The organism is Gardnerella sp. DNF01189 (assembly GCF_049244195.1).
Taxonomy (GTDB): Bacteria; Actinomycetota; Actinomycetes; order Actinomycetales; family Bifidobacteriaceae; genus Bifidobacterium; species Bifidobacterium swidsinskii.
On record NZ_CP058385.1, the window covers coordinates 1,487,310 to 1,514,215 of the forward strand.

Annotated in this window: 21 protein-coding genes and 1 tRNA gene; 15 read left to right on the forward strand and 7 right to left on the reverse strand. The window is 44.0% G+C overall.

Annotated elements, in window-relative coordinates:
* The first annotated feature begins 56 nt into the window (after positions 1–56).
* The 7 genes from HXT41_RS06125 to HXT41_RS06155 all read left to right on the forward strand — a co-directional run bounded on the left by HXT41_RS06125 (position 57) and on the right by HXT41_RS06155 (position 8,516).
* On the forward strand, positions 57–1,571 hold the full coding sequence (locus HXT41_RS06125) for an ATP-binding cassette domain-containing protein (protein ID WP_116432044.1): 1,515 nt from the start codon (positions 57–59) through the stop codon (positions 1,569–1,571).
* Between the two features lie 247 nt (positions 1,572–1,818).
* A complete protein-coding gene (gene rplS / locus HXT41_RS06130; RefSeq protein WP_004105329.1) occupies positions 1,819–2,184 on the forward strand; it encodes a 50S ribosomal protein L19 in 366 nt (121 codons plus the stop codon).
* 28 nt (positions 2,185–2,212) lie between these two features.
* Positions 2,213–3,001, forward strand: a complete 789-nt coding sequence (gene lepB, locus HXT41_RS06135; RefSeq protein WP_421788643.1) for a signal peptidase I — start codon at positions 2,213–2,215, stop codon at positions 2,999–3,001.
* Positions 3,002–3,067: 66 nt separating this feature from the next.
* Positions 3,068–3,811: a ribonuclease HII gene (locus HXT41_RS06140; protein WP_004110301.1), complete on the forward strand. Its 744-nt coding sequence runs from the start codon at positions 3,068–3,070 to the stop codon at positions 3,809–3,811.
* A 13-nt stretch (positions 3,812–3,824) separates the two neighbouring features.
* Positions 3,825–4,928, forward strand: coding sequence for a LacI family DNA-binding transcriptional regulator (locus HXT41_RS06145; RefSeq protein WP_012913876.1), 1,104 nt, complete (start codon positions 3,825–3,827; stop codon positions 4,926–4,928).
* 270 nt (positions 4,929–5,198) lie between these two features.
* Positions 5,199–7,754 carry an ABC transporter gene (locus HXT41_RS06150; protein WP_174182659.1) on the forward strand — a complete coding sequence of 852 codons (2,556 nt, stop codon included), beginning with the start codon at positions 5,199–5,201 and terminating at the stop codon, positions 7,752–7,754.
* Positions 7,755–7,805: 51 nt separating this feature from the next.
* Positions 7,806–8,516, forward strand: coding sequence for an HNH endonuclease family protein (locus HXT41_RS06155; protein ID WP_033888582.1), 711 nt, complete (start codon positions 7,806–7,808; stop codon positions 8,514–8,516).
* A 53-nt stretch (positions 8,517–8,569) separates the two neighbouring features.
* On the opposite strand, the gene HXT41_RS06160 is transcribed toward HXT41_RS06155, so the two are convergent.
* The 3 genes from HXT41_RS06160 to trxA all read right to left on the reverse strand — a co-directional run bounded on the left by HXT41_RS06160 (position 8,570) and on the right by trxA (position 11,838).
* Positions 8,570–10,198 carry an MDR family MFS transporter gene (locus HXT41_RS06160; protein WP_102155413.1) on the reverse strand — a complete coding sequence of 543 codons (1,629 nt, stop codon included), beginning with the start codon at positions 10,196–10,198 and terminating at the stop codon, positions 8,570–8,572.
* A gap of 163 nt (positions 10,199–10,361) precedes the next feature.
* The gene (locus HXT41_RS06165; RefSeq protein WP_102155412.1) at positions 10,362–11,348 is read right to left on the reverse strand and encodes a G5 domain-containing protein; all 987 of its coding nucleotides are present in this window, start codon (positions 11,346–11,348) and stop codon (positions 10,362–10,364) included.
* A 148-nt stretch (positions 11,349–11,496) separates the two neighbouring features.
* Positions 11,497–11,838: a thioredoxin gene (gene trxA, locus HXT41_RS06170; RefSeq protein WP_012913881.1), complete on the reverse strand. Its 342-nt coding sequence runs from the start codon at positions 11,836–11,838 to the stop codon at positions 11,497–11,499.
* Between the two features lie 106 nt (positions 11,839–11,944).
* On the opposite strand from trxA, the gene serS reads away from it, so the two are divergent.
* Together serS and HXT41_RS06180 are read left to right on the forward strand one after the other, a co-directional pair.
* Positions 11,945–13,231, forward strand: coding sequence for a serine--tRNA ligase (serS, locus tag HXT41_RS06175; RefSeq protein ID WP_119522418.1), 1,287 nt, complete (start codon positions 11,945–11,947; stop codon positions 13,229–13,231).
* Positions 13,232–13,427: 196 nt separating this feature from the next.
* Positions 13,428–13,512, forward strand: a tRNA-Ser gene (locus tag HXT41_RS06180).
* Positions 13,513–13,882: 370 nt separating this feature from the next.
* On the opposite strand, the gene HXT41_RS06185 is transcribed toward HXT41_RS06180, so the two are convergent.
* From HXT41_RS06185 to HXT41_RS06200, 4 genes are all read right to left on the reverse strand, one after another.
* Complete coding sequence (locus HXT41_RS06185; RefSeq protein WP_415691680.1) at positions 13,883–15,196, reverse strand: hydroxymethylglutaryl-CoA synthase; 1,314 nt, start codon at positions 15,194–15,196, stop codon at positions 13,883–13,885.
* Positions 15,197–15,219: 23 nt separating this feature from the next.
* On the reverse strand, positions 15,220–16,554 hold the full coding sequence (locus tag HXT41_RS06190) for a hydroxymethylglutaryl-CoA reductase, degradative (protein WP_421788646.1): 1,335 nt from the start codon (positions 16,552–16,554) through the stop codon (positions 15,220–15,222).
* Positions 16,555–16,640: 86 nt separating this feature from the next.
* Positions 16,641–17,903 (reverse strand): acetyl-CoA C-acyltransferase, encoded by a 1,263-nt coding sequence (locus tag HXT41_RS06195; RefSeq protein ID WP_174182655.1) that lies wholly within the window; start codon positions 17,901–17,903, stop codon positions 16,641–16,643.
* A gap of 647 nt (positions 17,904–18,550) precedes the next feature.
* Positions 18,551–19,132: a xanthine phosphoribosyltransferase gene (locus tag HXT41_RS06200; RefSeq protein WP_421788648.1), complete on the reverse strand. Its 582-nt coding sequence runs from the start codon at positions 19,130–19,132 to the stop codon at positions 18,551–18,553.
* A gap of 189 nt (positions 19,133–19,321) precedes the next feature.
* On the opposite strand from HXT41_RS06200, the gene HXT41_RS06205 reads away from it, so the two are divergent.
* From HXT41_RS06205 to HXT41_RS06230, 6 genes are all read left to right on the forward strand, one after another.
* Positions 19,322–22,339 (forward strand): ATP-dependent helicase, encoded by a 3,018-nt coding sequence (locus HXT41_RS06205; RefSeq protein ID WP_421788650.1) that lies wholly within the window; start codon positions 19,322–19,324, stop codon positions 22,337–22,339.
* Positions 22,340–22,481: 142 nt separating this feature from the next.
* The gene (locus HXT41_RS06210) at positions 22,482–22,895 is read left to right on the forward strand and encodes a DUF4418 family protein (RefSeq protein ID WP_004110325.1); all 414 of its coding nucleotides are present in this window, start codon (positions 22,482–22,484) and stop codon (positions 22,893–22,895) included.
* A gap of 38 nt (positions 22,896–22,933) precedes the next feature.
* Positions 22,934–24,145, forward strand: coding sequence for an FtsX-like permease family protein (locus HXT41_RS06215; RefSeq protein ID WP_116440369.1), 1,212 nt, complete (start codon positions 22,934–22,936; stop codon positions 24,143–24,145).
* 2 nt (positions 24,146–24,147) lie between these two features.
* The gene (locus HXT41_RS06220; RefSeq protein WP_116431897.1) at positions 24,148–24,930 is read left to right on the forward strand and encodes an ATP-binding cassette domain-containing protein; all 783 of its coding nucleotides are present in this window, start codon (positions 24,148–24,150) and stop codon (positions 24,928–24,930) included.
* Between the two features lie 436 nt (positions 24,931–25,366).
* Complete coding sequence (gene rpsD / locus HXT41_RS06225; protein ID WP_004105277.1) at positions 25,367–25,993, forward strand: 30S ribosomal protein S4; 627 nt, start codon at positions 25,367–25,369, stop codon at positions 25,991–25,993.
* A gap of 141 nt (positions 25,994–26,134) precedes the next feature.
* Positions 26,135–26,809, forward strand: coding sequence for a histidine phosphatase family protein (locus tag HXT41_RS06230; RefSeq protein ID WP_004119283.1), 675 nt, complete (start codon positions 26,135–26,137; stop codon positions 26,807–26,809).
* Positions 26,810–26,906: the final 97 nt, after the last annotated feature.

Here is a 26,906-nt window from a genome sequence, read left to right on the forward strand (position 1 = left end):
ATTTACTAATAAATCGCTTAAAATAACAAAATTTTATGGAAAAGATTGGCAAAATTATGAATACTTTAAAGAGCAATGCAAAAAAGGTGCAATCCTCAATTACAAGCGATATTATCGACGCAAAGCACATCAGTCAAAGCTTCACTTCTGACAGTGGCACTACTCAGCACGTTTTGCACGATATTTCTTTCACTCTTCGCGAGGGTGAAATCGTGGCAATATTGGGACGTTCTGGTGCTGGAAAATCAACTTTTCTACGCACAATGGCTGGTCTTGTGCAGCCAACAGAAGGCACAGTAACATATCGCGGACGCGAGCTGACAGGCCCAAACCCAGGAGTTGCAATCGTATTTCAAACCTTCGCTCTTATGCCGTGGCTTACAGTACAAGACAATGTGGAACTTGGCTTGCGTGCTAGAGGTGTTAGTAAAGAAAAGCGTACTGAGCTTGCTTTAGCTGCAATTGATGCAATCGGTTTGGATGGCTTTGAAACAGCGTATCCTAAGGAACTTTCCGGCGGTATGCGTCAGCGAGTTGGTATTGCGCGCGCGTTGGTGCTGAGACCAGATGCATTGTTTATGGACGAGCCGTTCTCTGCTCTCGATGTGCTTACTGCTGAAAACTTGCGTCAGGAAGTTCTTAAGTTGTGGTCTAGCGAGGAGCGAGATATTAAGTCTGTGCTTATTGTGACGCACAATATTGAAGAAGCTGTGCAAATGGCTGATCGCGTTGTGGTTCTTGGATCTCATCCAGGTCACTTAATTGCTGATGTGAATGTTGATTTGCCTCGTCCTCGAGATAAGCACAGTGCTGAATTTGAAGCGATGGTTGATAATTTGTATGCTATTTTGACTGGTTCTGCTCCAGAAAGCACTGCAGAGCAAGACGCTTCCGAAGATGCTGATTCTCAAGATCAAGCAAATAATGCAACTAATGAAGATGCTGAAGATAACGAAGCTGCAGCAATTGCAGATATGCTTATTCAGCGCCACCATGACGATGAAGATGAAGATAAGCAAAGTGAGGATGAAGCTGAAGCAGGTGAGACAAAGACAGAGCCTGTGGCTGTTCGTTTGCTTCCAAACGCTACACCAGGTGGTATGGCTGGTTTGCTTGACGTGATTTCTGAAAGCCCAGATGGCATTGATTTGGCTGATTTGGCAGCTGATTTGTCGTTTGAGATTGATGATTTGTTCCCACTTGTTGATGCTGGCACGATGCTTAATTTGCTTACTGCAGAAAATGGTCATATTACTATCACTTCTGAGGGTGAAGAGTGGCATAATGCCGATATTTTGCACAGTAAGCAAGTTTTTGCTCGTCTTGCGATTGAACATGCGTCTCTTGTGCACGCAATTGATCAAGCTTTGAGTAGGAATCGTAACGGAAAGCTTCGTGGCGAGCTGATTTTGGATTTGTTGCGCAGTAAGCACACGGATGCTTTGGCGCGTCAGCAGTTTGATATTGCAATTAGCTGGGGTCGTTACGGCGAGTTGTTTGATTATGACGCTGATGATGACGAGTTGACTCGTACAGTTGAAACTGCTCCTCTCGATGGAGTTGTGCGCTGAAATAGTGCGGAATAGTGCGGAATTATGCTCAATAATGTCCATTATTGAGCATAAATTTGGTACTTGTATGCTTTCGATAAAGGGATGCCGCATAGTTCTTTTATCTTTTAGGTCTAGTCGCTTCTTATTTAAGATTGCGCGGATCGGAAGTCCCCTAAAAAGCGAACTTTTTGGGGAAAGATTTGCGTAGCACATTTGTTGCTAACGCTTACTATGCGTCGATATGCGGCGGCGATGGAGGAATATTATGGTAAATGCTGTAGAAGCATTTGATGCTAAGCATCTTAAGGCTGCTGAAGAAATTCCAGCTTTCCGTCCTGGCGATACCGTTGACGTCAACGTTAAGATTCAGGAAGGCAACAACACTCGTATTCAGACTTTCACCGGCGTTGTGATTGCTCGTAAGGGTGCTGGCGTGCGTGAAACTTTCGTTGTTCGTAAGGTGAGCTTCGGCACTGGTGTTGAGCGTCGTTTCCCACTTCATTCTCCAGCTATCGATTCGATTAAGCTGGTTCGTAGCGGTCGCGTTCGTCGCGCTAAGCTGTACTACTTGCGCGCTTTGCGTGGTAAGGCTGCTCGTATTGCTGAGCGTCGCGATAACTCTGCTAAGTAAAATAGAACTTATGTGAAGGGTATTTGTTATGACTGATGACACGCAAATTAGCGATACTCATATCGTTTCAGTAGCGGGTCATGGTATAGATCCTTCACCGGTTCCACCAGAGCCGGAAGGAGATTTACCTTCCGGCTCTCGCATGTTTAAGCGCAAAAATAGAAAAGGTAAGCATTTTGCACATTCTAAGCGTGCTAAAAATGACCGCCTAACTTTGCGCGATGCTATAACATGGTTCGGTATTCCAGTATTAGTAGTGATACTTATTCGTGTGTTCCTATTTGGAACTTACACAATTCCTTCTGGCTCTATGCTAGATACTATTCATATTGGTGATTATGTTATTACGACTAAGCTAACTCCGCGCTTATTCCCATTAAAGCGTGGAGATATTGTTGTTTTTGAGGATCCTGCACATTGGTTGAGTGGTGAAAATTCTTCCGGTGTTGTTGGCAAGGATTTAATTAAGCGTCTTATTGGTTTGCCTGGGGATACTGTTGAGTGTAAAGGCGCTGGGCAGCCTATTGTTGTAAACGGTGTTCCAATACGAGAATCTTCCTATATTCGTCCTGGTGTTGACCCGAGTGCTTTTCCGTTTAAAGTAAAAGTTAAAGCTGGTCACGTGTTTGTTTTGGGCGATAATCGTTCTAATTCTGCGGATTCACGATATCATCGCAATGATGGCGATGATGGCTTAGTTCCGATTTCCAAAATCGAGGGCGTTGCTGTGTTTAGATCGTGGCCGCTTGATCGAATTGGTCTTTTAGACGAACACCATGATGATTTTAAAGATGTGCCTGATCGTCCTGCAAAATAAAAAGTATTAACGCAATGAGTATTAACGAAATTGTGTTAGCGCGACTTGTATCTACTGATTTTAATTATGTCAAATAAATCATCCAATATACCGCTTGTTCCATCATTTAAATATGAGCAAGATCTGCTTTGCGAAGGCTATGATTGGGTTATTGGTCTTGATGAAGTAGGAAGAGGCTCTCTTGCAGGTCCTGTGATGGTAGGAGCTGCAGTTATTGGAATTAAACAAGTAAAAGAAAACTATATGCCTGAAGGCTTAGCTGATTCTAAATTGCTGAGTGAAAAGCGTCGAGAAGAGCTTTATGAACCGTTGCAAAAATGGTGTACAACTTGGGCAGTCGGGTCTTGCACTAACACAGAAATTGATGAGTGGGGTATTAGCTATGCTCTTGGTGTTGCTGCATTAAAAGCAATTTCTAAAGTTGAGGAAGATATTAAAAAGCTAAGTTTTAGCGTAAATGCGAATACGCGTGAGAATACGCGTGAGAATTCAAACTTTCGTATTGCAGCAATATTGGATGGACCTTGCGATTATATTGACAAAGTCGCAAATACTTTTGACGCTCCTTACATTCCTGAGCCTGTAAAAGTCCATACTTTAGTAAAAGCAGACAGACAGTGTGCGAGCGTAGCTGCAGCTGCAGTTTTGGCAAAAGTTACTAGGGATAATCTTATGGTATCTCTTGCTAAAAATCCGAAATATGCAGCCTACGATTGGGCAAGTAATAAGGGTTACGGCTCTTTAGCTCATCGCAATGCCATTAAAAAAGTAGGACCTAGCGATTTGCATAGACTGTCTTGGCATCTATAAGCGAGGGGTATATATGGCAGAAAATGAAGCAAAACGCGTGTCAATGATCGATGTTGCGCATGCTGCTGGCGTAAGTCATCAAACTGTTTCTCGCGTTATTAATAATTCTCCTGATGTTTCTGCTAACACGCGAATTAAAGTTCTGCGAGTTATTGAGCAACTTGGGTATTATCCAAGCAATTCAGCGCGCGCATTAGCGACTAAGAGGTCGCGTACTTTAGGGCTTATCGTTGGTGCAGAAAATAGAACATCTCGAAACATTATTGCTCCTATAGAAGCGCAAGCAAAATCTCGTGGTCTTTTTCTTTCTATTAGCATGGTCAACGAAACGTTATGTGAACAAAGTGATATTCAAGATTTATGCGAGAGTTTTGAAGAGCAAAATGTCGACGGATTAATAATTGACGCTCCAACAGACGCAATATTTACGTCACTGTGTCGTACGCGTATTCTTAAGCCGTGCGTATGTGTTACTGCTACTCATGGTGCGATAAGCGCGCATGAAGGCATGAATATGTTGCGTTCTCATAGCAACGTTGAGTATTCAATGATTGGGATTAATCAATCTCGCGCAATGAACGATATTGTGTCACTTATTGCGCATTATGGACATCGAAATGCCATTTATATAGCAGGTCCTTCACAATGGAGAGGTGCTGCAACGCGACTCATTGCATGGCGTTCACTTTCAACTGCTCAAGGTATTCATTCGCATATTGTGCAATGTACTTCGTGGAAGTCTTCTGAAAGTTACGCGCGAATGAATCATATGATTGAGAAATTTGGTATAGATGGCATTGCATTGCCGACTGTTATTGTTGCTTCAAGCGATGAGCAGGCAGTAGGAGTTGTGCGTTCCTTGTATGAGCACGGTTTGAAAATTCCGAGTGATATTAGTGTTGTTGGTTTCGGCGATATTCCGGCAATAAGTGATTTTTTCCCACCTCTTACAACTGTGAGTCTCGATATGCAGCAATTAGGGTCGTTGGCAGTGCGTGAAGCTTTGAGATTAATGAATCATGGGCCTGAACCAGCATTCCCAGATATGTCTCATGGAGTTGGACAAATACCTGCTAGCTTAAAATTGCGTTCTTCTATTGGTGCAGTATTGAGATAATTTTGCGATCGTGAAAAATTGTATTAAAAAATTATTGAGAATAGAATTAAAAATGGTATTTTTAATTATTTTTTTGATTATTTAAATATTGCGTGAAACAGTTGTGAAACAACTTTATTTTCTTAATGCTAATATCTGGCAAAATGGCTTAAAATCAGCATAATTACGCGGCTGTCGGCGTGTTGATGGTGTGTGTGAAGCGTAATCTTAACATCTGTTGGGAGTGTGTGGTTTTTGAATAAATATGGAATAAAGAAAAAGGATCAGGAGATGATAAATCGCTGCTTTGCGTTCGTGCCAGGAATTAAGCATCTAGTTGTTTTAAGGTCGGCGTGTCTTGCGATTTCTTATCTTGTAAACATAGCTTTTGTCTACGTTTGCGTTGGGATGTTGTCTCCAGTATTAAGACCTGTTCGTTCTACTGGAACTTCTTTAATGAGTTCTGTTGAATTTACGTCTTACATTATTGTTTTAGCTGCTATTATTTTGCTGAAATATGCAGTTTTTTACTGGTCGTGTACTGTTTGTGCAGAAATTGAGTCGCGAATAGCTATGCGTTTGCGCCCTAAAATGTTGCGCGCAATGTTATCTCTACGCTCTGTAGATATTGAAGATTCTCATGACATTACTTCTTTGCGCGTAAATGAAGATATTTTTGCAATACAAAGTTTTGTTGCTTCTTTAGTTCCACAAATTATTGCATCTATTCCTGTTCCTGTAGTCGTTTCTGCAGCACTATTTACAGTTAACCCTGCTATAGCTGGGATTTGCGCATTAGCTGCGTTGTTTAATGTTGCTTCTCTTATATTCTCGTTGGCACTAAGCCCAGTATCGTGGCGTTGTGTAAGTGCATTATTTGCCTATGTTATTGCTGGACTCGCAATTGTTGCAACTGTTTGGTTATCTTCCGTTAAAGGTGTAGGTCTTGCTGCAGCTCTGTTGACAATGCCTTTGTTAATGTTAAGCGTCCAGCCACTGAGAATTGTTGGTAAGAATATGCATGTAGTTAAACATGCTGTTCATGGTTTGAATCATGTTGAAGCATTGTTGCAAATGGTTACTGATTCTCCTGCTCCAATAGCATTTAGTGACGACGGTTCAACATTATCTTTGCCTGATGGCTCAACCAATATTGCTTTGCGTATGCGATGCAATATTTCGGAAAATAATGCGAATACTAATGAAGCTCAACGTTTATCGATAATTGCAAAATCTGGTGAATTGCAAGTTATTCCAAGTAAATATCATCATGTTATGCGTGAGAAAATACTTTCTGGAACAGGTTTTAATAAATCTGCTGACATATTGCTTTCTTATAGCGACCGTTATGATATTCATGAAGACGACGTTTCTCCATTTGTAGTTTCTGAAGTATTTGACGCAAACGATAGTGCATCTTACTTGTCGTTGAACGATGCAAGTTCTGCAGCTTTAGCAGATATTGTTACTATAGTTAGCGAGCGAAGTCATCTATTTTCCACAACATTGCGAGAAAACTTACTTTTGGCTGCTCCAACAGCTACGACTACTGCGATGTGGGATGCATTGCGAGCTGTGCGAATAGATGGTGTTGTTTATGCCGATTACGACGGTCTAGATATGCCAATAGATAGACTTTTTAATAATCCTGAAGCATCCTATAATTCTGAAGATTTAAAGCGTCGCGTTATTCTTGCTAGAGCAATTTTAAGACACACTAAAGTGTACGTTTTTGATTATTCCCAATGTGATATTAGCAATCATGAGGCTGAAGAAATTGTTAAAATATTGCGTCGCATAGCGCGTTATGCAAATGTAATAGTATTAATGCCAAATGATGATGGCATTAGCTCAACGGACGAAATAGCAACTGTAGAATCGTATCGTCATGTTGCTAATGATAGTTCTAAAAATATTACGCAACTAAATCAATTAAACGAATCTCAAAACTCGCAAAACTCGCATAATGTTGAGCAAGCTCAGCAAGATCCTAATAAAAACAAGCATATTTCTTCTATTGCAAGTATTGCTTATACTTATGAAGTGAGAACAATCTCAAAGTTCAAACGTGCTATTTTTGCTTTTATATCAATGTTTAGTACTGCTCTCAATCTTGTTTCTGCAGTATGTATTCCTGTTGCTATTGTTTCAGCGATGTTTGCTGTTGCAGGACGTCCAATATTTGGTTTTGTAATGCAACAGTGCGTGCTTGTTGCTGTTGCTTGTATGGCAGTTCGTGCATTAACTCTTGTTACAACATTTGCAGGTGTAGATATGCATCACGAACATTGGCATAAAGCTCATATCAGCATGAATGTTGGAATGATATTTGCAGTTGTACCTCTTATGGTTGTTTTGTACTATTTCGATGCGAATTTGTCTTATGTAGCTATTGTTTCATGCGTGTTTATTATGTTTATTGTTCCTCGATACTTACTTATACGCTCCAAGCATATTGCAAATAAAGTGCGCATTGAACAACATGAAGTTGAGAATGAAGTAAGTGATATTGAGCTTGGTATCGATGAAGTACTTGCATTTAGGCAAGGTGAGCATTGCGTTAATCGAATGGTTACTTCAATGCATAAAGTTTCTCAACAAAGAATGCGTCTGGCTCGTAAAAGTGGAGGCATGTCGGCACTTGTTCTTGCTATATCGTTAATTAGCATTTCTGTAGCCGCACTAGTAGTTTCTCACACCATTCATCCGGTGCCAGCTAATATTCCAGCATGGAGTACGGTTTATGCTGTTATGGCAATGGTTTTGCTGGTAATTATGATTCAGCAAGTTGTAGATGTTGTTTTACAAAGAATACCGTCTGTTATGAGAGTTAAGAGCAGTAACTAACTTTAATTTAAAAAATATTGAATATGCATAAGTTGAGTTGGGGGACTGAGCATGCGTAATCGTTGTAACAAGAGGCAGTTTCTTGCGCTGTTCTGGATGCTGCTGTTTGCTGTTTTATGTGGGATTGTTATTGGCTTGTTGCTTCCTAAAATAAACAGTAGCGTTGGGAAAATTACAGGAGAATATGAAGCAAGCGGAGAAGCTGCGCAAGCATTGGAAAAATTGCGTATATCTAAGCCTTATCGTTACGGGTACGAGCGTCAAGTATTCGGATATCGTACTACCGACGATGACGGTAATGGATGTGACGTTAGGGAAGACGTTTTAGCGCGTGATTTACAAAATGTGAAATACAAGTACGCAGGATCCTGCCAAGTGCGTTTCGGCTTGTTGCATGATCCGTATACTGGCAAAGATATTCACTTCGTGCGTGGGCGAAAAACCAGTGCATTAGTTCAAATAGATCATGTTGTTGCATTACAAAATGCGTGGGAATCTGGAGCGTGGAAATGGAATCGTGCAAAACGATTAAAATTTGGCAACGATATGATGAACCTACTCGCGGTTGAAGGAGCTGCTAATCAAGAAAAAGGTTCCGCGTCCGCAGCTTACTGGCTTCCTTCAAACAAAACCTTCAGGTGCGAATATGTTGCTAGGCAAATAGCTGTTAAGTATAAATATGGTTTAACTGTAACTCGCGAAGAAAAGCAGAGTATGGAAAGCGTATTGCATAACTGTTCTGCACAAAAATTACCAAAGTAAGGATTTCTCAGTTTGGTATTCGTAAAGTGACTTAGTAAGCGTTTAATAAGCGTTTAGTAATGATTATGAGTGTGATCGTGCATTACGTCGTGATGCTCTGCTGAATGAGGAATATGCAACACGCGCATGCGATCAATAGCTCTACGCGCAAGATTGTGAGCAGAACCCGTGCCTTCGCCCTTGACTCCAAAAATAACGATAAGAGCCATAATTCCTGTAATAATAGCACTAATGCGCAAAGTCCATTGAACTCCGAAAATACTAGCAGCAACATCGGCAGCGTGACCTGTGCCAGAATGGTGAAGAGTTGTCAATACTGTCATTGTAACTACTAAAACAGGTGCTCCAATAGCTCCCCAAAGCTGACGCATAGTATTAGTTACAGCCGAACCATCGCCAAGTTCTTCCTTACGCAAACAATTAAGCGACCACGTAGTTATTGGCATAAGCAAGAATCCCATGCCAATTTGGCGAGTAAACTGCCAAATGGAAATCCACCAAATCCACGTATCCATGTCAATAAGACTCATCATTACAGTGCCAAAAAACAGAATAATAGAGCCTGCCATAGCAACTGGGCGCACTCCAAAGCGATCTAGCATACGACCGCCAAAATACTGCGAAATAGCCATGCCGAACGCTCCAGGAAGCAGAATTAAGCCGCTCATAGTTGCTGAAAAACCACGATCAGACTGAATATAAAGCGGAATAAGCACCATAATTGAGCTGAAAGCAAAAAATGTAAGGCAAGCGCAAATAGTACCTACCATAAAGTAGCGGTTTTTAAGCACATTAAGACCAAGAAGAGGAGTGTGACCGCGTTTTTGCGCTCGCAACTGCCTTGTAACAAACCAAGCAATTCCAAAAGCGCCAATAATCATAGGAGCCCAAGATAATGGGTGTGAAATTCCGCATCCTTCAATATTAGTGAATCCAAACATGAGCCCGCCGAAGCCAATAACCGAAAGGCCAACCGAGAAGAAATCAGCATGCGCGTTAAGATCGTGTTCTCCAAAATTATGCAAGAAAAATACTGCCAAAACGACGGATATTGCTCCGATAATAGTAAGAGAGCAGAAAATAGAACGCCATCCATTAATATCAGTTTGCAAACCGCCAATAGTAGGACCGATTGCTGGAGCAATACTCATAGCCATGCCAACGCTTCCCATTGCCATACCTCTGCGAGTAACAGGGTAGACGGAGAATACGGTAATTTGTAAAACAGGCCACATTACGCCAGTGCCAATAGCTTCAAGAGTTCGACCAACAAGTGCCATCATAAAGTCGTTACTAAGCCATGCAAGTACGGATCCAAAAGTAAAAAGCGACATGGAAGTAATAACAATTTGGCGAGTAGAAAAGCGTCTTGTTAAAAATGCTGTAAGTGGAACCATAATTGCCATAATCAGCTGGAAAATAGAAGTAAGCCACTGACCAGTTGTGACGCTTATACCAAATTCTTGAACTATTGTTGGCAATGCTGCAGTAAGTTGTAATTGTGCGAAATTGCCGATAAATGTAATAAACGTAAGAATAGCGAGAGAAATTAAAGCAGGACGTGTAAGACGATTGTTATTGTATGCTTCTTCGCCTGTTAGTGCATGACTGAGATCTTGGCTTTTATTAGACAGCCATGTTGAGTGCGTCAAAATAAAACATCCTTTTTTGTTCTTAAACATAGTTTTTCTTAAGCGTATTTTTAAGCATAGGTGGCAAAAGTCAATCGACTTAAGTCTATTCTCTTATCTATTACAACAAAAATTGCAAAACTTAATTTACGCAAAACAAAAGTTATTTAAAAATTTATTTTGCGCAAAACAATGATATTTAGACTGATTCTAATCAGTAGCTGTGGTAGGAAAGCCAATGATTGTAAGCGCCTTGAATGGAGCCATAACGACCATTGCAATAATTCCAGAACCAGCGGAGCTGCGTTTGATAGTTAGTTGCCCAATCAGCGCCAGCAGAAGCCATTTTTCCGCCTGGCAAAGCTTGAGGTAAACCGTAGGCCCCAGAAGGATTCATTGCGTTTACGCGCCAACCGGACTCATGAGAAATAATAAATACTGTTGCAGTAAAATCAGCTTCACTATAACCGTTAGAGATAAGCCAGTCGTGAGCCCATTGTTGCATCTCGCCAGCAGGAACAGTCGTACCGATAGAAGCAGCTAAGCCAATTGCGGCAGAAGAGCCGCCAGTTCCAACAAGAATAACCTTATCTTTTGGAGCTTTTTTAACATAAGAAGCAAAAATATTAGAGGAAACTATTTTTCCCTTAGCTCGAGTAACTATTTTTGCTGTTTCCATTACGCCGTTAGCGCCTTCACTTTGCACCTTCTCAGTACCTTTTGGAAGTGCAGCAGTTTCCTTTTTAACGACGTTAAACGCGATTGGGTCGTCGGAATTCTCTAATTTTGCGCCTGCGCGATTAATCGTAATAACAGTTGATTCGCTAACTTTAGTTGTAAGAGATGGAGTAACAACATCGTGTGGCTCAAGAGTGATATCTCCAGCATCAAGAACGGATTTTACATCAGTGAAATCAGTGCCCAAAATAGTACGATGATGACCATTTATAACAACGTTAATATATGAAGTCGCACCATTATGCAACATACCACGGCTAGCACTACGAGAAACTTGCGAAGAATCGGTTGCCGAATAAGAAGTAACCTGAACAGCGTGACCTTTAGACGAAGCGTAAAAATCTCGCGAGGCAAAACCAAGTATCACCAAAGCAACGAAGCCCAAAATAACCGCGCTAACTCTAGCCCACTGTCGTAAACTGAGTGAACCAAGCGTAACAGTATGCTTACGGTGACTGGCCATAACCCTCCTTATTTCTGCAATTACTCTATTGATACTTGCAAACGCTCGCAACGTAGACTAATAAAACATGAGAAACATGCGTTAAAATGTATGTGCAAAACGTATATGCAAAACCTCACGTATTATATCTCATGGCATAGTCTATAAATCAGGATTCAGAATCATCAGATTCGTAAGATTTAGCTTGTTCAACCAAATCTTCCAAATCAGAAGCTAGTAATGCTCCAGCTTGTCTATAAATAACTTCGCCGCGCTTAATAACCATTACTGTTGGAACAGCTTGGATTTGAGCAGCTGCAGCAATCTCGTTGCTTTTGTCAATATCAACTTTTACGAAAGGAATTTCGGGATATTTTTCGCTGACCTTCTCAAAAATAGGACCAAAAGATCTGCATGGACCGCACCATGTTGCCCAAAAATCAACAACAACTATTTCATTTGTCGAAGCAATCTTCTCAAAATTTTCTGTAGTAGCATGTATTGCTGCCATATTACCCCCTCGATATTTTGCGTATTTGCTTTATTGTACGTGCCGCCTTGCATAAAGTTGCCGATAGTGCGCTTATCTGTCGTCTTGCGGCACTAGGCTAGGAGTCATGCTTGATATCCAATTTATTCGTGAACATGCCGACGTAGTTAAGGAATCGCAGCGCAAGCGCGGTGAATCCGTTGGGCTCGTCGATGAAGTATTGCGCAGCGATGATTTGCGCCGAACCGCTCTTAAGGCTTTTGAAGAAGCTCGCGCCGAGCAAAAAGCTATTGGTAAGAAGGTTGCAACAGCTAGCGCGGAGGAAAAGACTGCGCTTATTGCCGAAACTAAAGAATTAGCTTCGAAAGTTGCGGAATACAAAGCTGAATCCGAAAAAGCTACTGCCGACTACACTACGGCAATGTGGAAGCTTTCTAACATCGTTGAAGATGAAGCTCCAGAAGGCGGAGAAGACGACTATGTTGTAGTTAAGAAGGTTGGTACGCCTCGCGATTTTGCAGCTGAAGGTTTTGAGCCAAAGGATCATTTGACTCTTGGAACTGGCGTTGCTGGAATTGATATGCGTCGCGGCGTGAAGGTTGCAGGATCTCGCTTCTACTTCTTGCGCGGTGCTGTGGCTCGCTTGCAAATCGCAATGCTTACTATGGCTGTTGATCAAGCCGAAGAGCACGGTTTTACGCTTGCGATTACGCCAACGCTTGTTCGTCCAGAAGTAATGCGCGGAACTGGCTTCTTGAATTCTCACGCGGACGAGATTTACCGTTTGCGCGAACCAGATGATCAGTATTTGGTCGGTACTTCCGAGGTTGCTTTGGCTGGCATGCACGAGGATGAGATTCTTGACTTAAGCAATGGTGCTTTGCGTTATTGCGGTTGGTCGAGCTGCTACCGTCGTGAGGCTGGTGCTGCTGGAAAGGATACTTCCGGTATTATTCGTGTGCATCAGTTCGATAAGGTTGAGATGTTCGTTTATTGCAAGCAGGAAGATTCTCGCGCTGAGCATCAAAAGTTGCTCGGTATGGAGCAGGAAATGCTTGCTAAGGTGGAAGTGCCTTACCGCATTATTGATACTGCTGCAGGTGACCTTGGTTCTTCTGCCGCTCGTAAGTTTGATTGTGAAGCTTGGGTTCCAACGCAAGGACGTTACCGTGAGCTTACTTCTACTTCTAACTGCACTGAGTATCAGGCTCGCCGATTGAATGTGCGCGAACGTATGGAAGATGGCGGAACTCGCCCAGTTAGTACGCTTAACGGCACTTTGGCTACTACTCGCTGGCTTGTGGCTATTTTGGAAAATCATCAGCATGAAGATGGTTCGATTGATATTCCAAAGGCAATGCAGGCTTATATGGGTGGCAAGGAAGTGATTGAGCCGACGAAGTGGGAAGCATGAGTTTACTCGTGCACAAACACGGCGTTTGTTTCAAAAAACCGTTTAATTAGCTACAAAGCCCGGGAAATTGCCTGGGCTTTATTTTTTAGTTGATAAGCTTTTTGAATCTGGGTGTTGTGTGTTGTGTTCTATACGTGATGATATGCTTACCACTTGTGCGTTGAAAGCGGCAATTTGATTGCTTTCGTGCGCAAATGGATGGGTGTCCGAGCGGTCTAAGGAGACGGTCTTGAAAACCGTTGTAGGGAAACCTACCGCGAGTTCGAATCTCGCCTCATCCGCGAATTAACTAAGCCTAAAGCATGTGAAATTGCTTTAGGCTTTTTTAATTCGCTGAGCTTGCTCAGGTTGGAAGCACAGTGTGCTTCCAACGCAAGCGAGGTCTTTCTGCGTCAATAAAGACGCAGAAAGTGTGGGCTAGTGTGTTTAACGTAGTGTGTTAGGTTTGTGTTGCTGCATTTCGCGCTTGAAGCTTTTTTATTCTGCCGAGCTTTCTCAGGACTGAAAGTGCACTGTACTTTCAGTGAAAGCTCGGTCTGTCTTCGTCTCGATTGACGGGAAAGGGCGTGAAGGTGGCGGAAAGTTTGCAGTCGTGTAAAGGAAGGGTCGTTTGCGAGCGAGAATCCGATCGAAACGTGCGCTCGCTCGATTTTAGCGCGCGGAGTAGTGACGCTCTTGTGATGTGATGTCGTCCAGGAAGAAGCTTGCACCTTCGCGGCAAGACGTGCTGCTTTCGAAATCTTCCGGAGCGTAAGGCGCAACGCTTTCAAACATCTCCTCGTAATCAGCAACGCTTAAATGCACGCGCGAATCAAGCATATCCGCATGCTCGCGCGCAAACAGCGCATCTCTAAATCCTGGCGCAATCGTGCCGCTGAAAAATTCACCAACAGCGCCGGAACCATAAGAAAATAGTCCAATCTTATCGCCGCTTTTAAGTGCAGTAAGATCACTATTTTCGCAAGTAAATTCGTCTAACTCAAGTAAAGACAGCAATCCCAAATACAGGGAACCCGTATAGATGTTGCCTACACGACGGCTGTACCTCGTGCTGGTTTCGTAGCGCGAAAGTAAGCGATTGCGCGACGACTCGCTTAGGTTGCTATTATCGCAAGAATCAGAGCAAGAATTTGCGCAAGAATCCATCGCAGCCTTAAGTGCTTTCAAACCCATTTTCGTATATGGCAAATGGAAGCACAATCCGGCGAAATCGCTGAAATTGCAATCGTTTTGCGCGCAATACTTTTGCCAAACTTCGCAGAAAAATTGTATGTATTGCTCGGTTGAAAACTTGCCGCGAGCAAGAGCGGTGTCTTGGTAAACAGGTCGCCAAAAGTCCTGAATATCCGCGGATTTTACAACGCTGTCGTCGTTAATTTTAAGCACGTGCGGATTCGCGCTCACAAGCATTGCCACAGCCCCAGCGCCTTGCGTAACTTCGCCAGGGGTAGCAAGCCCGTAGCGCGCAATATCGGCTGCAATAACAAGCACTTGCGGATTTTTTTCTGCGTGCGCGCGCACGTAATCGCATGCCATCATCAAAGCTGCCGTTCCGCCGTAGCAAGCCTCTTTTACTTCAATAGAGCGCACCCACGGCGTGAGTTTTAGCAGATTTTGAACGTATAGCGCGCTGGATTTACTTGCGTCGACTCCGCTTTCTGTGCCGACGATGAGCATTTTGAGGCGATTGCTATCGATGTATGGTAGTAGTGGGAATGCGGCTTGCGCGGCGAGAGTGACGATGTCTTGGTGATTTGGTGGCACGGATTGTTCGCTTTGACCGATTCCGATTGTGAATTTGTTAGGGTCGATTCCGCGGTGTTCCGCCAATTCTTCGAGGTTTAGGTAATAGTGCGGCGTTGCGAAGGAGATGCGGTCAATGCCGACGGTAAGGGGAGTGGTTGCGGAGGTTGTGGTTGTGTTGGCTGCTGCGGTTGCTGATATTTTGATATTTTGTGTGCTCATTTGTCCTAAACCCCTAAATTTTCTTAATTTTTACTTGATTCTCGTAACTTTTGAAGTAATTGCGTAACTTTTTCTGTAGTTCTTTCTGCAGGGCTAAGTTGCAAAATATTATGCGTGATTTCTGCGATTTCCGCACCTTTGGCACCTGCTGCAATTGCCAGGTTTGAAGACTGCAATGCCATGTGACCTGCTTGAATTCCAGGGCCTGCTAGTGCGCGAAGAGCCGCAAGATTTTGCACCAAACCGAGCGCGGCAAGCGTATTTCTAAAGTCGTTTGCGTTTTTGTATTTGCCGATTTTGATCGCGAGTTTTGCCATTGGAAGCGATGAGATTGAGCCGCCGACAATGCCGATCTGTAGCGGAATTTCAATCCTGCCGTGGAGTATGGTTTTTCCGTTTAAAGTTTCGGTGTTCCACTTTGACAGTGGTAGGTAGCGACCGGAGCGCGCCGCCCACGCGTGTGCTGCCGATTCTAGCGCTCGCGTATCATTCCCGGACGCGAGCGCGGCTCCTGCGATTCCGTTTAGGATTCCTTTGTTGTGCGTGGCGGCGCGTGCAGGGTCGCTGGCGGCAAGCGCGCTCAATGCCGCGATTCGGCGCGCAAGGCGCTTTCCCTCGCGCTCTCGTTCAGAGTCTTCCAGCCGCCTGGATGCTAGTGCTTCAACCGGTATATGCACTTCTGCTGTGGTGGCAACGCGGCTGGTGTTCGTGAGTATTGCAACTAGCGCCTGCACGCCGAGCCAGCTTTCCAGCTGGGCTTTGACGGCTTCGCCCATAGTGTTCACTGTGTTTGCGCCCATTGCGTCGCATGTGTCTACGTCAATCTCGAGCTTTGCGAAGCCGTGCAAAGCTGAAGCGCGGCATTTTCGCGCGCCGCCACCCCTTTTACTCATTGATGGGTGTGACTCGTTTGCAATGCGCAACAGTTCTGCAACCTTTTCTTTATCTCCAACGATTCTGCTCAAGCGCGCCGCCACGCTCCCGTCAGCGTCCTCAAAAGCTATTTGTGCTGTAGTCACGTATTGTGGGGAGCGCGCAATAATTCCGTATCCAACGTCAGTCGCTGCAGCAATTCGCGCCCCATTGCACGCAGCTGCAATCACGGATGGCTCCTCAGTTGCAACCAGCACGTCACGCACTTCGCCGTTCACAATCAGCCCACGCACAACGCCAACCGGCAGCGTATACTTTCCAATTTGATGCTCAATCATATGATTTGCAACGTCTGCAGGAATTGTAGTATCAGAACTTTCCGCAAACTGTTTAAGCAAAAATGCTGCCTCAGTATCGTTAATTGCGCCCTCATTTTGCAAGGTTTTTATGCGATTTTCCACGCTTAATTCACGAAAAGCAGCCATCGAAATCACCTCATGATTTGTAGACTACGAATGCTTCTGATCGCTTTGCATTCTGACTTGGTTGTTTGCATTCTGACTTTATTGTTTTACATTCTGGCTTGATTGTTTCGCATTCTAATTTGCATAGAAACGCCGATTCCGCCGCCGACGCACAGCGCAGCAACTCCATTTAACTTATTGCTATCTCGCAAAGCGTATATAAGCGTCGTCAAAATCCTCGCTCCGCTAGCGCCAAGCGGATGTCCGAGTGCAATTGCTCCACCGCGTACGTTGAGTTTTGACTCGTCAATATGAAGTTGCTCCGAAACGGCAATGCTTTGCGCTGCAAACGCTTCGTTTATTTCGAATAAGTCAATGTTGTCAACGTTGCTGCCAGTCGCATTTAGCATGCGTTCCATTACATGTTTTGGAGCGTATCCCATTAAATCTGGGTCGATTCCGCCTTCTGCGAATCCCACAATTTGTGCAAGATATTCAATTCCGTGCGCTTGCGCGTAATCTTTGCTCATAAGCACTAGAGCTGCAGCTCCGTCGTTAATTCCGCTTGCGTTTCCTGCAGTTACAGTCGATTCGTGCTTGCAAACTTCGTTTTCGCCAACTTCGCGCTTGTCAACTTCGCAAGTCGCGTCCGCAGTTTCTCCCGACGCTTTAAAAAGCGTGCGCAATTTCGACAACTGCTCTAAAGACGTATCTTCGCGAGGATGCTCGTCGCGAGTTATAACAGTTCCGTTTGCAAGCGTTACTGGCACAATTTCAGAAGCAAAATCGCCTCTTTTAATAGCGGCAACAGCTTTTTGGTGAGATTTAAGTGCAAAAATATCTTGTGCTTCGCGAGTGATACCAAATTTTGCTGCAACATTTTCTGCAGTAACGCCCATTGCGTCGCCAGTAAAAGCGTCGTTTAAGCCGTCTCGTTGCAAACCGTCAATAAGCGCAAAATTCCCGTATTTGTGTCCGCTAAATCGCGAATTAGTTGCGTAAAACGGTACGTTGCTCATGCTTTCAGTGCCGCCTGCAACAACAACTTGCGCATCTCCCATAACGATTGCGGATTGTGCTAAGCGCACTGCTTTTAAGCCGGATCCGCATACTTCGTTAATTGTCATTGCGCAGCTAGAAGTATCTAATCCTGCTTTTAATGCAATTTGGCGAGCAACGTTTTGTCCGCTGCCTGCTTGTAATACGTTTCCAAAAATAGCTTGATCCACGTCGTGTGAGCTAATTCTAGCGCGTTCTATTGCTGCTTTTGCTGCGATTGTTCCTAAATCAACTGAGGAAAGCGAAGATAAGCTGCCGCCGAATTTGCCAATAGGCGTACGTACAGCGCTTGCAATCACCACTTCAGTCATATGTTTAGCCACCTAATCAATTGTTTGTTGCAATACGTGTTGAAGTATACCAACCGGACTACTTTATCGTATTTTTCGACAAAATTACCATTTGCGAAAAATTTTTCTCGTTTCCTTCACAATTAAGCGTGCTTCAATGAGTTTGCGCTTCCGAATCCGGCATAAACTTCACAGCCGCGTAAATTAAGAGTCGTATTTCTCCCAAACCTTCTGAAGCTTTGCAGTAATGCTCTGCAAACGTTGATTTACTACTGTCCAAAGAACGCTAACATCCGTGCTGCTGCACACGTCACACCGGGCACAAATACCACACACCCCACCGCAGCTTAATTTCGTGACTTTAGTTGCACGAATACCAGTGTGGTAGAGATTTGAGATTTTTCGCACTGAGCGAAGGACGCTCGCGCAGCGCTTTGACCGAGCTTGAAATCATTGGGATTTCAAGCTCCTTCAAAGCGTGATTTGGCTCAATTGTGAAGCACGGTGTGCTTCACATGCCAAATCAGCCGAACGGCTACCAATAGCCGTGAGGAATAAGCTCGCTACGAAACTCGCGTTGGAAGTCCACTGGACTTCCAACTTTAGCGAGTTTCCGCTCCGAGTTACTTTCGCGCGCTACGCTCTAAGCGCGAAAGCAGGTCGGAGCGCTACTTACGGAACGAAATCGAGCCGTCAACAGGATCCATCGCGTCAACAATCGCCAGCGAATCCAAGTCATATCCGGCTTCACGAAGCGCATCTCCACCACCTTGGAAGCCCTTTTCGATAGCGATTCCAATGCCGGCAACGCTAGCTCCAGCATGATTGCAAATGTCGATTAATCCTTGCAAAGCTTTGCCGTTCGCCAAAAAATCATCCAAAATAAGCACGCGATCTTCCGCACTTAAATACTTACGTGACACAATCACCGGAAACTCGCGCTGCTTTGTAAAAGAAAATACCGTAGATACGTATTGGTCGCCATCGAGATTAATTGACTGAGCTTTCTTTGCAAAAACTACAGGAACTCCGCCAAAATGACGTGCTGCAACACATGCAATTCCAATACCAGAAGCTTCAATCGTAAGAATCTTAGTAATATTTGCGTCGCGGAAATGCTCAGCCCAAGAGGCTCCCATATGATCAAATAAATTCACATCGCACTGGTGGTTCAAAAAAGCGTCTACTTTTAATACATTGCCTGGTTTTACGATACCATCTTGGAGAATGCGTTCTTCCAGTTCTTGCACGATGCGCCCCTTCTTACGAACAATTACATTGCAGTACGCTCAAGCATACCCAAGTTCGTGACACAATACGAGTAAAAACGACTGCAGCATGTGGTAAACCTGATTAAATACGTGCGCAATTAAAACGTGGGGGCGTTTTATTGCTGAAGCTAAAACGTAGGTAATTGGCAGCATTAATGGAGTACAAGTATGAGCGTAAGTATGGGCGCAAGTATGAATGCAAATATGAGTGCAAAAGATAGCGATTACGGATATGTAAGTGATTTGTTGGGGAATCCAGTTGATTCGTTCGATTCTGACGATCGTTTTTACGAGAATGTTGCGGATGTGAATGATTATGCCAACTACAGTTACGACGAGTATGCTGACGCTTACGCTAAAGAGCCTGATTTTACGCAGCAAGAATATGCGTCTGATCAAGAATCAGTGCCTCCTCAAGAAGAAGTGCCTTCCCAACAAGAAGCTCTTGCCCAACAAGAACTGCTTCCTCAAGAATCTCAAGAATATTCCCAAAATTTCGCACATTCTAGAGTTGCAGTTGACGCGCAAAAACTACTCGACGGCTTAAATCCGCAACAATCTCAAGCAGTCCAGTACGACGGACCGGCACTGCTTATTGGAGCAGGAGCTGGAAGCGGCAAAACGCGAGTTCTTACGCGAAGAATAGCTTGGATATTAAGCCAAAAAGGTGCCTGGCCAAGCCAAATTCTTGCCATCACTTTTACAAACAAAGCAGCTGCCGAAATGCGTGAACGTTTAAGCAAACTTATTGGTAGCGAAGCAAATACTATGTGGGTTTCGACGTTCCACTCTGCATGTGTGAAAATACTTCGCAGATCAGGACAGTATATTGGCTTAAAATCAGGCTTTTCTATTTACGATACTTCCGATTGCGAGCGATTAGTAAAAATTATTGCAACAGAGCTTAACGTTGATATTAAGCGTTTTACGCCACGCAGCATTTTGGGCAAGATTTCGGATTGCAAAAATAGTTTAATCACTTGGCGTGAGCAACTAGACATGTATGCTAACGATTACAAGCCTGGTGTTGCAGGTCAACAAATTGCGCACGCTGGCAATTCTGAAGCTGTTTACGCAACTATTTATGCGGAATATCAGCATCGTTTATCTCAAGCAAATGCGGTTGATTTTGACGATTTAATTATGCGAACTGTGCAACTCATGCGCGAAGTACCAGAAGCTGCGCAATATTACCGCCATAAGTTCCGCTATATTCTTGTAGACGAGTATCAGGATACGAATCACGCTCAATACGAGCTTATTCGCGAGCTTGCTGGAGTGGATGTAAAGCAAAATAGTGCAAATCCATCTCAGCAAAATAACACTCCTGCATCAATCACAGTTGTAGGTGACTCCGACCAGTCGATTTACGCTTTTCGCGGAGCAGATATTCGCAATATTCAAGACTTTGAAAAAGATTTTCCAAACGCTACAACTATTATGCTTGAGCAAAATTATCGCTCTACGCAAACTATTTTGGATGCTGCAAATGCAGTTATTTCGCATAATCAAGGACGAAAGCCTAAAAAATTGTGGACGGCATTAGGTAAGGGCGCTCCAATTACTGGTTATGCAGCAGACAGTGCTCAACAGGAAGCAGCTTGGGTTGCGCAAGAAATAGCGCGATTAGCAGGTGAAGAGGGCGTTGCTTATTCGGATATGGCGATTATGTATCGCGCTAATGCACAGTCTCGTTCGCTAGAAGATGCGCTCGTTAAAGCAGGTCTTCCGTATCAGCTTGTTGGTGGCACGAAGTTTTACGAGCGTCGCGAAGTAAAAGATGCGCTCGCATACTTGCAATCTATGGCAAACCCGGATGACGATGTGAATATGCGCCGAATTTTGAATGTGCCTAAGCGTGGGCTTGGGGCGCGTGCGGAGGCTTTGCTGACGCTTTATGCTCAAACACAAGGAGTTAGCTTCTGGCAAGCCTTGGAGCATTTGGAGTCAATCGAAGGCATGCCAACTCGCACTGCAACCAAGCTTAAAGAGTTCCGCGAGCTTATGCACAACTTAATTACGTGTATGCAAAACAATGACTCGAAACCTTCTAAAGTTATTGACAGCATACTGAACGACAGTGGTTTGCTGGAGGATTTGCAACGTTCTGAAGATCCTCAAGATGCCGCTCGCGTGGATAATTTGTCACAATTGCAGTCGGTTGCAGCTGAGTATGAGCAGAATACGCCGGATGCTAGTGTTGCTGGTTTCCTTGAAACGACGGCGCTTGTGGCTGATTCGGATCAATTGCCGGATGAAAATGAGGACACTGGTAAAGTTACGTTGATGACGCTTCACACGGCTAAGGGTTTGGAGTATCCGGTTGTGTTCCTAACTGGCATGGAGCAGGGAACTTTTCCGCATTCTCGCGCTTTGGAAGACGATGGCGAGCTTTGCGAGGAGCGTCGTCTTGCTTATGTTGGTATTACGCGAGCTAAGCAGCGTTTGTATGTTACGCGTGCTGCTGTTCGTGCGCAATGGGGGCAGGCTCAAGATATGCTTCCAAGCCAGTTTTTGGATGAGATTCCAGATAATTTGATTGATTGGAAGCGCAGAGAGTCTGATGTTGAGCGTTGGGGTGCTTCGTCTAGACGCGGCGATGATTTCGATAGCGATTTTGATAGTGATTTTGGCGGCGATTTTGATAGCGACTTCGGCGGCTGGGATGACGATTATAGCGATGCGTTTAGTGAAAAAACAACTTATGGCGGAAGCAGTTACAGTTCTGAAAAATCGCATGGCTCTAAGTCTTACGGAAGAAATAAATCGTATGGCTCGAGTTCTTACGGAAGAAATAAATCGTATGGCTCGAGTTCTTACGGATCTTCTTACGGAAAGTCTTATAGCAAGTCTTATGGCTCTTCTTACGGTTCTTCTTACGGCTCGTCTTATTCTAAATCGAATTGGTCTAAGTCAAGTGCAGTAAAAACGCGCAAAGTTACCGCAAAAACTGCGGCTTCAACAAACGCAACAAAAGTTGGTTCAACTTCCGCAGTTATGAATAAAGACAATCATCTAAATATTCAAGACTTCCAAGTTGGCGACAAAATTACTCACGATACTTACGGCTTAGGAACTGTGCTAGCAACGCAAGATAAGGGCAGAAACTCAATTATTACAGTCGATTTCGGCTCCGATGGAGTAAAGCGACTAATGCTTAGAGTTGCACCAATCGAGAAATTGTAAAATCTTCTATTTATGCACTTTAATGTAAGATAAATTTTTAACAAGGACGTGGCATTCGCGGGTGTGGGTGCCGAGAAGCGTGTTGCATTAACGAAAATGTGACACTAAAAAATAAAAACATACATTTAATGAGGTATAAATTATGAAAAACAAATTATTCGCATCAATTCCTGCAATTATTTTCGGCTTGCTTATTGCCATTGCACCATTGACGTTTGCAAAGCCATGCTCAACTGGAGGCATGCACAAAATGCATATGATGATGCAACCTATGGCATGCTACTACACAGGTCGTGCAGCTGTTGGAATCGGCTTAGTTATTGCAGTACTTGGAATTATTGCGTTATTTGTTAAAGAAAATGTTCGCATTGGTTTAAATATTGCTGTAGTTGTGAATGCTTTGCTTATGCTTGCTGTTACAACATTCCTTATTGGCGTGTGCAAGAGCCCAATGATGCATTGTGCATCCGTTATGCGCCCAACGTTGATTGTTCTGTCTGTGCTCGCATTGGTGTTCGCAGCTGTTTCCGTGTATTTGGATAATAAAGAAGATTAATAGTTCAAATAGTTCGAAAAGCTTACTAAAGCAAAATTATGCGCACTATTACGCTAAAGCGATTGCCGCTGGAAAATCTTAAACGCAAGCCATTGCGCACTGCTGCACTTATTATTGTATCTGCGTGCTTGTCTGCAATATTTTTCGGCGGCTCGCTGATTTCTATGAATCTTGAACGCGGCTTGAACAGTATGCGAGAACGCATGGGAGCCGATATTATGGTTATCCCTCAAGGTACGCACACTAAGGCAGAAGCGTTGCTTACAAACAGTGGTTCAAGCACTTTTTATTTCACTAACGATATTGAGAATTTAGTAAGACGCTCTCCGGGTGTGCAAAAGGCGAGTGCACAAACGTATATTTCTTCGCTTTCTGCAGGATGTTGCGCTGAAAAATTGCAAATTATTGGTTTTGATCCCGATTCTGATTTTGTTATAGGTCCTTGGATTTATTCTCAACATAAGCAGAAGTTACAAAAAGGCGAGATGATTGCTGGCGCAAATGTAATCGTGTCTTATATGAATACTGTTCGTCTTTTTGGACACCAATGGCCTGTAGCTGCACAGCTTGCAAAAACCGGCACAAGCATTGATAATTCAGTGTTTGTGCGACGCGAAAGTGTGCCGCAAGTAGTTGAGTATTCAACGAAAGTAGGGCACACTGCTATTCCAAAGGAATATGCTAAAAAAGCAGTTTCTGCAGTACTTGTAAAAGTACAAAAGGGTTACAGCGCGCAAGAAGTTGCAAAAAATATTCGCAAAACAACTGGTCTTTCAAGCATTGGCATAGTTTTTCCGGGCGGAATTACAGCAACTACGCAAGCTAATCTTGGTGTTTTTACTCGCACGTTGACTTTTATAATTGCTGCGTGCTGGCTAGTTGGATTGCTAGTTTTAGTTGCAGTGTTTTCAACATCTGTAAACGAACGCAAAAAAGAGTTTGCTTCTCTTCGCATACTTGGCACAACAAGAAATATGCTTTTAGGCGTTGTCGTTAGGGAATCTGCGATACTTGGCTTAGTTGGTGGAGTATTGGGTGTTGGATCTGCAAGTCTTATATTGTTCCCTTACAGTTCTCTTATTTCTGAACAATTGCAGCTTCCGTATTTGGAAGTGACTGCGCTACCAGTAGCAGTGCTTATGTTAGTGTCTGTGCTACTTGCGCTTGTTGCAGTTGTTGTAGCTTCAGCGCTTACCACATTGCGTATTGCTATGCGCGAAACGTATTTGACACTTAGGTCAGGTGAGTAAGTATGGAAGATAAGAGTCAAAAACTGCCAAGTAATGAGTTTGATATTTTACCTGTTGTTGAGCTTACTCGTGTAACTCGCGAATTTATGCGCAGAAAACACAAATTTTTTGCAGTAAATAACGTGAGTTTTGCGCTAAATAGCGGCGATTTTGTGGCAATCGTTGGAAAGTCAGGTAACGGAAAATCTACTTTACTAAATTTGATTGCTGGGTTATTGAAGCCAACGCATGGAAGTGTAAAAGTTTGCGGCGAAGAGATTTCTGAACGCACTTTTAGTGATGCAAAAATGTCTCGTTTGCGCGCATGTGATATAGGTTTTGTGACGCAATCGCAGACGCTTTTACAAAATCTTACTGTGCATGACAACATACTTTTACCTGTGCAAATTGCAGCTAGTGCTTGTGAAGTAAGTAAGTCTGGAATAAGTAAGGCTGAAGTAAGTAAGTCTGAAGTAAGCGAAAATTCAAACGAGACTCGCGCGTTAGAACTTTGCAAGCAATTGCATATTGAAGATTTACTGTGGTGCTACCCAAATGAGCTTTCGGGTGGTGAAATGCGTCGCGTAATGATTGTGCGCGCGCTAATAAACAATCCAAAGCTTCTTATTCTTGACGAGCCTACTGGCGATTTGGATGTAGAGCATACTCGCATAGTTGTGAAAATGTTGCGCGAGGCTGCAAAAAATGGTGTGGCAGTGCTCATGGTAACTCACGATGTTGAGGCTGCTCGCTGTGCGGATCGCACATACACAATGGATTGCGGATTGACTTGCCGGAGCGCTTGAAGCGTAGCGCGCGAAGGCACTTCAATCCGGAAACTCGCTAAAGTTGGAAGTCCAGTGGACTTCCAACGCGAGTTTCGCAAGCGAGCGCGTTACTCGCGCGAGCGTTTTGGCTGGTTTGTGGAACATTTGCCGGGGAACTTACAACGTGAGTTTCGCGCTCAGTACGAAAAATATCAACAATTATTCTTACGGGTGTGTAGAATCAGAAACGATGCCTATTTTGTGTAAGCATCATCTGGAGCCTTAGCCCATCAGTGGGTCGGCGTGCGGTAGTTATGGCGTTATTTCAACGTTTTAATACTTGCGCGTTCGTGTGCTAGCACGAAGAAGCACTGGAGAGGCCGGCTCAGCGTGAATAATTTTTAGGCGATTTTGCGATCGACTAAAAACTTGGTTCACGTTCCGTTCAGATAACGACAGAATTAAAGGATTAGTTATGACTAATATTCAGCGTTCTCGCCGTCAGGTGCGTCTTTCTCGCGCCCTCGGCATCGCTTTGACCCCAAAGGCTCAGCGTATCTTCGAGAAGCGTCCATATGCTCCAGGTGAGCACGGTCGCACTCGTCGTCGCACCGAGTCCGATTACGCAGTACGTCTTCGCGAGAAGCAGCGTCTTCGCGCTCAGTACGGCATCTCCGAGAAGCAGCTTCGTGCTGCTTACGAGAAGGGTACGCACACTGCAGGCCAGACCGGTGACGCAATGCTCACTGATTTGGAAACTCGTCTTGATGCTTTGGTTTTGCGCGCAGGCTTTGCTCGTACCACCGCCCAGGCTCGTCAGTTTGTTGTACATCGTCATATTTTGGTTGATGGCAATCTTGTTGATCGCCCATCTTACCGTGTGAAGCCAGGTCAGACCATTCAGGTTCGTGCCAAGAGCCAGACCATGGTTCCATTCCAGATGGCTGCAGAAGGCGTTCATCGCGACGTTTTGCCAGCAGTTCCTGGTTACCTCGATGTGAATCTTGCCTCTTTGAAGGCTACTTTGACTCGTAAGCCGGAAGTCGATCAGATTCCAGTTGAAGTCAACATTCAGTACGTCGTCGAATACTACGCTCGTTAATTCGCCGATTTAATTCTTAAGGACATACCGCTTGACCCCTGCTATGCGATTGCGTGGCAGGGGTCAATGCGTTTTTGTCGATTTCATCGGTTTGTTTGGTGTTTTTGACAGTTATGTACCGCTTAGTGCAATAATGGAGCTATGTTGCTGCATCTTTATTTAGTGCGTCACGGACAGACGCTATTTAATCGCTATAATCGACTGCAAGGCTGGTCAAATTCTCCGCTTACTGAAAAGGGGTTGAAAGATGCGGACACGGCTGCAAAAAAGCTAGAAAATATTGCTTTTGCTGCAGCTTACTGTTCGGATACTACTCGTGCGCAAATCACAGCACAACGTATTCTCGATGCAAATGAATCTGCCGGTAACGTGCGCCCGACGCTTATAAGCGATATGCATTTTCGCGAGCAATGCTACGGCTATTTTGAAGGTCAAGATATGCAAATGGCTTGGTGGGCTGCAGGAGCGCCTCACGGAGCGCACACTTATAACGAAATCGTTGAAAAATTTGGGCTTGCAGCCACTCGTGACATGCTTAAAGAAGCGGATCCTTTCCACGATGCCGAGTCAGATATCGAATATTGGACTCGCGTAGAAGAAGGTTTTGCGTTAATCGCTTCAAATTCTTTGCTTAACGATGGAGATAATGTTTTGCAAATTTCGCATGGCAACACTTTGCTAAGTCTTATGCACCGTTTTGCGCCTGCAGGCTACGATTTAAGCGAACGCCCTCAAAACGGAAGCGTAACCAGACTTGATTTTGATACTACCAAACCTATTGATAATGCCATTACTATTCGAGGCTATAACGAGTAGATTCTACTTTTTAACTTTGTTATATGCGTCGTTACCGTTCGTTAGTCTTAAGTCATTGCGAATGGTTTTAACTGTAGTCTGATTTGCTGTTGTATTA

What these genes read in the sequence shown, in the direction of transcription:
- HXT41_RS06125 (WP_116432044.1), top strand. Translation starts at nt 57, where the DNA reads ATGAATACTTTAAAGAGCAATGCAAAAAAGGTGCAATCCTCAATTACA.
- rplS (WP_004105329.1), top strand. Translation starts at nt 1,819, where the DNA reads ATGGTAAATGCTGTAGAAGCATTTGATGCTAAGCATCTTAAGGCTGCT.
- lepB (WP_421788643.1), top strand. Translation starts at nt 2,213, where the DNA reads ATGACTGATGACACGCAAATTAGCGATACTCATATCGTTTCAGTAGCG.
- HXT41_RS06140 (WP_004110301.1), top strand. Translation starts at nt 3,068, where the DNA reads ATGTCAAATAAATCATCCAATATACCGCTTGTTCCATCATTTAAATAT.
- HXT41_RS06145 (WP_012913876.1), top strand. Translation starts at nt 3,825, where the DNA reads ATGGCAGAAAATGAAGCAAAACGCGTGTCAATGATCGATGTTGCGCAT.
- HXT41_RS06150 (WP_174182659.1), top strand. Translation starts at nt 5,199, where the DNA reads ATGATAAATCGCTGCTTTGCGTTCGTGCCAGGAATTAAGCATCTAGTT.
- HXT41_RS06155 (WP_033888582.1), top strand. Translation starts at nt 7,806, where the DNA reads ATGCGTAATCGTTGTAACAAGAGGCAGTTTCTTGCGCTGTTCTGGATG.
- HXT41_RS06160 (WP_102155413.1), bottom strand. Translation starts at nt 10,198, where the DNA reads ATGTTTAAGAACAAAAAAGGATGTTTTATTTTGACGCACTCAACATGG.
- HXT41_RS06165 (WP_102155412.1), bottom strand. Translation starts at nt 11,348, where the DNA reads ATGGCCAGTCACCGTAAGCATACTGTTACGCTTGGTTCACTCAGTTTA.
- trxA (WP_012913881.1), bottom strand. Translation starts at nt 11,838, where the DNA reads ATGGCAGCAATACATGCTACTACAGAAAATTTTGAGAAGATTGCTTCG.
- serS (WP_119522418.1), top strand. Translation starts at nt 11,945, where the DNA reads ATGCTTGATATCCAATTTATTCGTGAACATGCCGACGTAGTTAAGGAA.
- HXT41_RS06185 (WP_415691680.1), bottom strand. Translation starts at nt 15,196, where the DNA reads ATGAGCACACAAAATATCAAAATATCAGCAACCGCAGCAGCCAACACA.
- HXT41_RS06190 (WP_421788646.1), bottom strand. Translation starts at nt 16,554, where the DNA reads ATGGCTGCTTTTCGTGAATTAAGCGTGGAAAATCGCATAAAAACCTTG.
- HXT41_RS06195 (WP_174182655.1), bottom strand. Translation starts at nt 17,903, where the DNA reads ATGACTGAAGTGGTGATTGCAAGCGCTGTACGTACGCCTATTGGCAAA.
- HXT41_RS06205 (WP_421788650.1), top strand. Translation starts at nt 19,322, where the DNA reads ATGAGCGTAAGTATGGGCGCAAGTATGAATGCAAATATGAGTGCAAAA.
- HXT41_RS06210 (WP_004110325.1), top strand. Translation starts at nt 22,482, where the DNA reads ATGAAAAACAAATTATTCGCATCAATTCCTGCAATTATTTTCGGCTTG.
- HXT41_RS06215 (WP_116440369.1), top strand. Translation starts at nt 22,934, where the DNA reads ATGCGCACTATTACGCTAAAGCGATTGCCGCTGGAAAATCTTAAACGC.
- HXT41_RS06220 (WP_116431897.1), top strand. Translation starts at nt 24,148, where the DNA reads ATGGAAGATAAGAGTCAAAAACTGCCAAGTAATGAGTTTGATATTTTA.
- rpsD (WP_004105277.1), top strand. Translation starts at nt 25,367, where the DNA reads ATGACTAATATTCAGCGTTCTCGCCGTCAGGTGCGTCTTTCTCGCGCC.
- HXT41_RS06230 (WP_004119283.1), top strand. Translation starts at nt 26,135, where the DNA reads ATGTTGCTGCATCTTTATTTAGTGCGTCACGGACAGACGCTATTTAAT.